Below are 7,001 nucleotides of genomic sequence, written 5' to 3'. Positions count from 1 at the left end.
CGGAAGCGAGCGGGCGACAACACCGCCCCGAGCCGAAGGGCCGCGCCGGTGCCGAAAGGGAGAGCGCGAGGACGCCCCGAGGGACGAGGAGCGTTGGAACGCCGACCGTCGGCACCGGATCACAGCGACCCGGAGGCGAGCGGGCGACAACACGAGCGGGCGGTTACGTCGCGTCCGGGTCGAACGGGGGGCGCTCGCCGGGCTGGAGCACGGCGCCGGCGGAGGCCACCCCCGCGGCGCCCACGGCGCCGGACTTGTCCATGCTGACCGTGCCGGTGCGGCCCTGTCCGTTCACGGCGGCGGCGGGCTTGTCGTCCAGCACCGAGCGGATGTCCAGGCTGTCCCGGATCTCCTTGAGGCCCAGCGGGTCCTCCTGGCCGCCCATGAGCTGCTTGCGGACGAAGGTCTTGGGGTGGAGGTCCTCGAACTCGAAGTCCTTGAACTCCGGGCCCAGCTCGCTGCGGATGTCCTCCTTCGCCGAGTCGGCGAAGGAGCGGACCTTCTTGATGAAGCCCATGGTGTCCTGGATCAGCTTCGGCAGCTTGTCCGGACCGAAGATCACGATGGCCATGATGACCAGAGTCAGGATCTCCAGCCCGCCTACGTCGCTGAACACCTAAGCTCCCTCAGCTCGTCGGACAACGGTTCCTACAGCGTAATGGCCACCGTCGGGTCTGGACCCCACACTGTGATGAAGCCGTGGTGAAGACCCGCCGATGGCCACTGCCGGGTGCCCCGGCGTGCGCTACCGGTTCTCCTGGTGCAGCCCGGCGAGACCCGAGCTGGGGGTGCGGTCCGGCACGATCTGCGGCGGGGTCGCGCTGCGGGTGGCCGCCACCGGGCGGACCGGGAAGTCCACCGGGACCTGCGCCTTCATCGGGGCGTACCCGCCGCCCCGTTCGGTGTTGCCGGCCGGGCTCACCGTGGTGCCGTGCTGGTCGTCGCTCTGCGCGGCGAAGCCACCGACCCCGCCGAGCGTCACCGCGGCGACCGAGAAGGCCCCGGCGGCGGCGAAGACGAACCGGCGCCCGCGCGGCGGTGCCTGCCGGACCACCACCGGTCCGGCGGCGGCCGCGGCCGGCCGCGGCGCGACGGCGGCCTCGGGACGGCCGGAGCGCCGGCCCATCAGGGGGCGGAGCACCGAGCTGCCGCGCCCGAACGCCCTGGGGTCGATACCGGGCACCGGTGCGTCGGCACCGAGCGCGCCCGCACCGAAGGCGCCCGCACCGCGGCCGAAGGAGCCGCCGTTCAGCCGGCTGCCGCCGAGGGTGCCTCCCCCGGCCTCCGGCCGGGTCGCTCCCCAGCCCGCGGGCAGCCCGCCGCCGGGCAGGTCGTCGTCGTCCCGGCGCGGTCGCTCGGCGGCGGGTTCCTCGTCCTGGAGCGCACCGACGGCCATCAGCCGCGACATCAGCGCGGAGGAGGGGCCGGGGGTACCGGTACGGGTCAGCAGGTGCTTCACGGCGCGGCCCTCGTCGGCCTCGGCGAGGCACTGCGGGCAGGTCGCGAGATGGGCCTGGACGCGGTCGCGGGAGTCGTGGCCGAGTTCACCGTCGACGAATGCGGAGAGCCGCTCCCCGAGGTGGTGCTCCTCCGCGGCGGGCTCGGTGGGCTTGACGGCGACCGCGCGCAGCGAGGCCTCGCCCGGCAGGGCCACGGCAGGCGGCACCGGTTCGTCGGCTCCGTCCTCGTGGCCGCGGCGGCCCAGCTGGGGCCAGCCTGCGCGCCAGGCGGCGCCCTTGCCGGGAGCGTCCGGCCGGCCCGGTCCCGACCGGCCGGTTCCGCTCACGATCGCCTCCGTCCGCGCCCGCCCGGCGCGCCCGTGGCCTCACCCGCGACGGCGCCGACCGGCACCGGCACCGGCTCCTCGGAGCCGCCCCGGCGCTCACGGCCCGGGGCCGCGCCGGGGGCGCGGTGCTTCAGTGCGGCACGCAGGTGCGAGCGGCCGCGGTGGATGCGGCTGCGGACGGTGCCGAGCTTGACGCCGAGCGTGGCCGCGATCTCCTCGTAGGAGAGGCCCTCGATGTCGCAGAGCACCACGGCGGCACGGAACTCCGGGGCGAGGGTGTCCAGCGCCTGCTGGACGTCGGCGTCGAAGTGGGTGTCGCTGAAGTGCTGGGCCGGGCTGGGCTCGCGGCTGGCCAGGCGCTCGGCCGCGTCGTCGCCGAGCGCGTCGAAGCGAATGCGCTGGCGTCGGCGGACCATGTCCAGGAACAGGTTGGTGGTGATCCGGTGCAACCAGCCCTCGAACGTACCGGGGGTGTAGGTCGACAGCGAACGGAACACCCGGACGAAGACCTCCTGGGTGAGGTCCTCGGCGTCGTGCTGGTTGCCCGTCAGGCGGTAGGCGAGGCGGTAGACACGGGCGCTGTGCGCCTCGACGATCTCCTCCCAGGAGGGCGGAGTCCAGGTCTGCGCGTCGGGCCCCTCGGCGAAGCTCGCGAGGGCGGCGGGTGCCTCGGTGGTACCGGCGGCCGGCGTCGCGGCGACCGGCTGGTCCAGGGTGGAATGCGCAGACTGGTTCATCACGGGCTTCGGCGTACGGGCTGACGCGGTGCCGCGGGCGTGCCGCCGCACAGGGACGTCGCCCTCGGCCACACCTCCTCGGTTGGCTCTTCTGCCCAGCAGGGCCACCACCATATCCACCTCACCCGTCAAGCCCGGATAAAAGTGCCCGGGGGGTATCCCAGGGGTATCCGTTACCCGGTCCCTTCCTCAGCAACGGCCCGCCGCCGTACGCGGTTCCCGCCCGGCCAGTAATCTGTGCCAGGAAATATCGACTTCCGCTCGGCACCGGGCCAAGGCCCGGGGCTCCGAAAGAGGCAGCCATCAGCGAGTTCGGGCCCGCGCGCGTGGCCCTCTCCGACACCTTCGTCGGCGAGGACGCGGTGCTGACCTACGCCCGGGCGCAGTCCGCGCGAACCGGCGTCAGGGCGATCGGACCGGGGGGAGGGGCCTGTCTGCGGCTGCTGGCGGCCGCGCTGGACGCCAAGGCGGTGGCGGAGATCGGCACCGGAACGGGCGTCTCCGGCGTCTACCTGCTGCGCGGGATGCGCCCGGACGGCGTGCTCACCACGGTGGATTCGGAACCGGTCCGCCAGCAGCTGGCCCGGGAGGCCTACCAGGCGGCCGGGTTCGCGGCGAACCGGTCGCGCTTCATACCGGGCCGGGCCCTGGACGTGCTGCCGCGGCTCGCCGACGGCCAGTACGACCTGGTGTTCTGCGACGGGGACCCGGCGGAGTCCCGGGAGTACCTGGCGGAGTCGCTGCGGCTGCTGCGGCCGGGCGGGATGGTCTGCTTCGAGGGCGTCTTCCAGGAAGGCCGGCTGGCCGAGCCCGATCAGCAGGACCCGCAGACGCACGCGGTGCGCGACCTGGTCAGGGACGTCCGGGAGAGCGACTCCCTGCTGCCGGCACTGCTGCCGGTGTCGGACGGCCTGCTCTGCGCCGTGAAGCGCTGACCGGGGGCGTCGGCCCGGCTCCGGGCACGACACCCGGCCGGCCCCGGACACCACAGAGCCCGGGCCGACGTGATGTCGTACCCGGGCCCGGCGGTACATCTCCAGGGAGATGGGGAGCACCCGCTGCGGTCAGCCGCAGGCCTTCTTCAGCGCCTCGCCCAGGGCGTCGGCCTCGTCAGGCGTGAGCTCCACCACAAGGCGTCCGCCGCCTTCGAGCGGAACGCGCATGATGATGCCCCGCCCCTCTTTGGTGACTTCGAGCGGGCCGTCACCCGTCCGCGGCTTCATGGCCGCCATGCTCGTTCCCCTTCCTGCAACCGCTCAGCTACGCACCGGCAGTCCGTCCACCGCCGGTATCGAACGCATTGATCGGAAGCCATTATCCCGCATGCCACGGCCTGATGACCAACATCACTCTCGGTGCATCCAGGGCCGGACCGGCTTCAAGCGCCACATTTCCCGCCATAAGCCCCGGCGCGGCGGCGGTCGGCACGCCGCCGAAAGGTGCGATACCTCACACTCCCCAGCCGGCCGCGTGCTCCGGCATCCTGGCACACGACCGAGCTGTGACGATCCCAAGGGAGCCCCTCGCCCATGTCCGATTCCGTGCTGTACGAGCTGGACGGCGGCCTGGCCGTCATCACCATCAACCGCCCCGAGGCGATGAACGCGCTGGACACCGCCACCAAGGTGGCGCTGCGTGACACCGTGGCCGCCGCGGCCGAGGACCGGGCGGTGCGGGCGGTGCTGCTCACCGGCGCCGGCGAGCGGGCGTTCTGCGTCGGGCAGGACCTCAAGGAGCACCTGGGCCTGCTGAAGCGGGCCGAGGAGACCGGCGAGGGCGCGCTCAAGACCGTCGCCGAGCACTACAACCCGCTGGTCCGGGCGCTGGCCGGGATGCGCAAGCCGACGGTGGCGGCGGTCGGCGGCGTCGCGGCGGGCGCGGGTGCCTCGCTCGCCTTCGCCTGCGACTTCCGGATCGTCGCGGACACCGCCGGGTTCAACACGGCCTTCGCCGGTATCGCGCTGACCGCCGACTCGGGCGCCTCCTGGACGCTGCCCCGGCTGGTCGGGCACGCCAGGGCGACCGAGCTGCTGATGCTGCCGCGCACGGTGAAGGCCACCGAGGCGATGGAGCTGGGCCTGGCCACCAAGGTCGTCCCGGCCGCCGAGCTGGCCGCCACCGCCCGGGTCTTCGCCAAGGAGCTGGCCGGGGGCCCGACGGTGGCGTACGGCGCCATCAAGGAGTCGCTGGCCTACGGCGCCGCGCACACGCTGGACGAGCTGCTCGACAAGGAGGACGAACTGCAGACGCTGGCCGGCGACAGCGAGGACCACCGGATCGCGGTCCGCGCGTTCATCGCCAAGGAGAAGCCGGCCTACCTGGGCCGCTGACACCGGCCGGCCGGTCCCGCCCGGGGCCCGGTGACCCCGTCCGCGGGTGTCACCGGGCCCCGGGCGGCCGGACAGGACCTCAAGCGGCCGGCGGGGCGCTCCGGACGTGGCAGTCCGCCAGATGGTCGTCGACCAGGCCGCAGGCCTGCATCAGCGCGTACGCGGTGGTCGGGCCGACGAAGCGTAGGCCCGCCTTCTTGAGCGCCTTCGCCAGTGCCGTCGACTCGGGCGTGACGGCCGGCACCTCCGCCAGGGTGCGGGGGGCCGGCCGGTCCGGATCACCGGCGAACTGCCAGATCAGCGCGTCCAGTCCGCCGTCGAGGTCGCGGGCGACCCGCGCGTTGGCGATGGACGCCTCGATCTTGGCCCGGTTGCGGATGATGCCGGTGTCGCCGAGGAGCCGCTCGACGTCGGCCGGGCCGAACTCGGCCACCTCGTCGATCGCGAAGCCCGCGAACGCGGCCCGGAACCCCTCGCGGCGGCGCAGGATGGTGATCCAGGAGAGGCCGGACTGGAAGGCCTCCAGGCAGACCCGCTCGAACAGCGCGTCGTCGCCGTGGACCGGTCGGCCCCACTCGGTGTCGTGGTAGACCCGGTAGTCCTCGGTCGAGTCGCCCCAGCCGCAGCGCCGCAGGCCGTCCGCACCGAGCACCGCACCGGCGTCGGTCACTGCTCCGCCGCCGGCCGCGCGTCCTCGGGGTCCTTGGTCAGCGTGGCGACCGGCTCGACGACCTGGGCGAACGCCTCCAGGCCGGGCAGCGGTTCGGCCCCGGCGTCCGGGCCGCCGGTGGCCTCGACGGCGCCGCGCACCACGGTGGCGGCCTCCAGTTCGGCGATCCGCGAGTCCCGGTAGGCGAGTTCGGCGCCGAGCCGGTCCAGGACGTCGTCCACCTCGTCCATCCGGTAGCCGCGCACGGCCATCGGCAGCCGGATGCCGTCCACGTCGTCCCTGCTCAGCGGACGGTCCTGCGGCAGCCGGGCGGCGATGCGGTCCTGCACTGCCTCCGGCAGCGAGCCGCCCCCGCCGAGCGCCACCAGCGCGGCGCCTCCGACCACGACGGCCATCGCCACCACGATCACCCAGAACACGAGCGTCCTCCCGACTTCCCTGCCGGCGCTGACAACAGTGCCCGGCTCACGATCATGACAGCATGGTTCCCGATAGGCCGGGGGCCATCATCGCACCCGGAGCAGCTGTGGAGGAGACATCGGTGGCACTGCGCCTGGGACCACGGGAATTCGGTGACGACGAGCTGGTGATCATGGCCATCGTCAACCGCACCCCGGACTCGTTCTTCGACAAGGGCGCCACCTTCGCGGACGAGGCCGCGTTCGCCGCCGCCGACCGCGCGATGGCCGAGGGCGCCGCGATCCTGGACATCGGCGGGGTGAAGGCCGGACCGGGCGACGAGGTCACCGTCGAGGAGGAACTGCGGCGCACCGTGCCGTTCGTGGCGGAGCTGCGCAAGCGCCATCCGGAGGCCGTGATCAGCGTGGACACCTGGCGGCACGAGGTCGGCGAGGCGGTCTGCGAGGTGGGCGCGGACCTGCTGAACGACGCCTGGGGCGGGGTCGACCCGGAGCTGGCCGAGGTGGCCGCCCGGTACGACGCCGGTCTGGTCTGCACCCACGCGGGCGGCGCCGAGCCGCGGACCCGGCCGCACCGGGTCGGCTACCCGGACGTGATGGCGGACATCCTGCGGGTGACCGTCGGGCTGGCCGAGCGGGCGGTCGGCCTGGGGGTGCGGCGGGACGCGGTGATCATCGACCCGGGGCACGACTTCGGCAAGAACACCCGGCACTCGCTGGAGGCGACCCGCCGGCTCCCCGAGATGACCGCGACCGGCTTCCCGGTCCTGGTCTCGCTCTCCAACAAGGACTTCGTCGGCGAGACGCTGGACAAGCCGGTGAACGAGCGGCTGCTCGGCACGCTGGCGACCACGGCGGTGTCGGCCTGGCTGGGCGCGCGGGTCTACCGGGCGCACCAGGTCGCCGAGACCCGGCAGGTGCTGGACATGGTCGCCTCGATCCGGGGCACCCGCCCCCCGGCGGTGGCCCGCCGGGGGCTGGCCTGACGGGAGCTGGCCTGACGGGAGCTGGCCTGACGGCCGGCCCACCCGGGGCACCCGGGCCGCCGCCGGAGGGCGG

General features: G+C 73.9%; 9 protein-coding genes. 3 read left to right on the top strand and 6 right to left on the bottom strand.

Annotated features, from left to right (window positions below):
- Positions 1-163: 163 nt before the first annotated feature.
- From ACIQTO_RS08305 to sigE, 3 genes are all read right to left on the bottom strand, one after another.
- Entirely contained in the window at positions 164-616 is a 453-nt protein-coding gene (locus ACIQTO_RS08305) for a sec-independent translocase (RefSeq protein WP_402384580.1), read from the bottom strand.
- 129 nt (positions 617-745) lie between these two features.
- Entirely contained in the window at positions 746-1,786 is a 1,041-nt protein-coding gene (locus ACIQTO_RS08300; protein WP_402384577.1) for an anti-sigma factor family protein, read from the bottom strand.
- Complete coding sequence (gene sigE / locus ACIQTO_RS08295; protein ID WP_402385223.1) at positions 1,783-2,523, bottom strand: RNA polymerase sigma factor SigE; 741 nt, start codon at positions 2,521-2,523, stop codon at positions 1,783-1,785. Before sigE ends, ACIQTO_RS08300 begins: the two co-directional genes overlap by 4 nt.
- 326 nt (positions 2,524-2,849) lie before the next feature.
- Between sigE and ACIQTO_RS08290 the strand changes: the two genes are divergently transcribed.
- Entirely contained in the window at positions 2,850-3,458 is a 609-nt protein-coding gene (locus ACIQTO_RS08290; protein ID WP_402384575.1) for an O-methyltransferase, read from the top strand.
- Between the two features lie 129 nt (positions 3,459-3,587).
- Here the strand turns inward: ACIQTO_RS08290 and ACIQTO_RS08285 are convergent, their stop codons facing one another.
- Complete coding sequence (locus tag ACIQTO_RS08285) at positions 3,588-3,755, bottom strand: DUF3117 domain-containing protein (RefSeq protein ID WP_014137929.1); 168 nt, start codon at positions 3,753-3,755, stop codon at positions 3,588-3,590.
- A gap of 297 nt (positions 3,756-4,052) precedes the next feature.
- On the opposite strand from ACIQTO_RS08285, the gene ACIQTO_RS08280 reads away from it, so the two are divergent.
- The gene (locus ACIQTO_RS08280) at positions 4,053-4,853 is read left to right on the top strand and encodes an enoyl-CoA hydratase-related protein (RefSeq protein ID WP_402384572.1); all 801 of its coding nucleotides are present in this window, start codon (positions 4,053-4,055) and stop codon (positions 4,851-4,853) included.
- Between the two features lie 79 nt (positions 4,854-4,932).
- Here the strand turns inward: ACIQTO_RS08280 and ACIQTO_RS08275 are convergent, their stop codons facing one another.
- Together ACIQTO_RS08275 and ACIQTO_RS08270 are read right to left on the bottom strand one after the other, a co-directional pair.
- On the bottom strand, positions 4,933-5,523 hold the full coding sequence (locus ACIQTO_RS08275; RefSeq protein WP_402384569.1) for a DNA-3-methyladenine glycosylase I: 591 nt from the start codon (positions 5,521-5,523) through the stop codon (positions 4,933-4,935).
- A complete protein-coding gene (locus tag ACIQTO_RS08270; protein ID WP_402384567.1) occupies positions 5,520-5,942 on the bottom strand; it encodes a DivIVA domain-containing protein in 423 nt (140 codons plus the stop codon). The genes ACIQTO_RS08275 and ACIQTO_RS08270 overlap by 4 nt, the downstream gene beginning before the upstream one ends.
- A gap of 173 nt (positions 5,943-6,115) precedes the next feature.
- On the opposite strand from ACIQTO_RS08270, the gene folP reads away from it, so the two are divergent.
- Positions 6,116-6,928 carry a dihydropteroate synthase gene (gene folP, locus ACIQTO_RS08265; protein WP_402385221.1) on the top strand — a complete coding sequence of 271 codons (813 nt, stop codon included), beginning with the start codon at positions 6,116-6,118 and terminating at the stop codon, positions 6,926-6,928.
- Positions 6,929-7,001: the final 73 nt, after the last annotated feature.

The organism is Kitasatospora sp. NPDC091207 (genome assembly GCF_044768625.1).
Classification (GTDB): Bacteria; Actinomycetota; Actinomycetes; order Streptomycetales; family Streptomycetaceae; genus Kitasatospora.
This window is presented reverse-complemented; position numbering and strand designations above follow the sequence as displayed.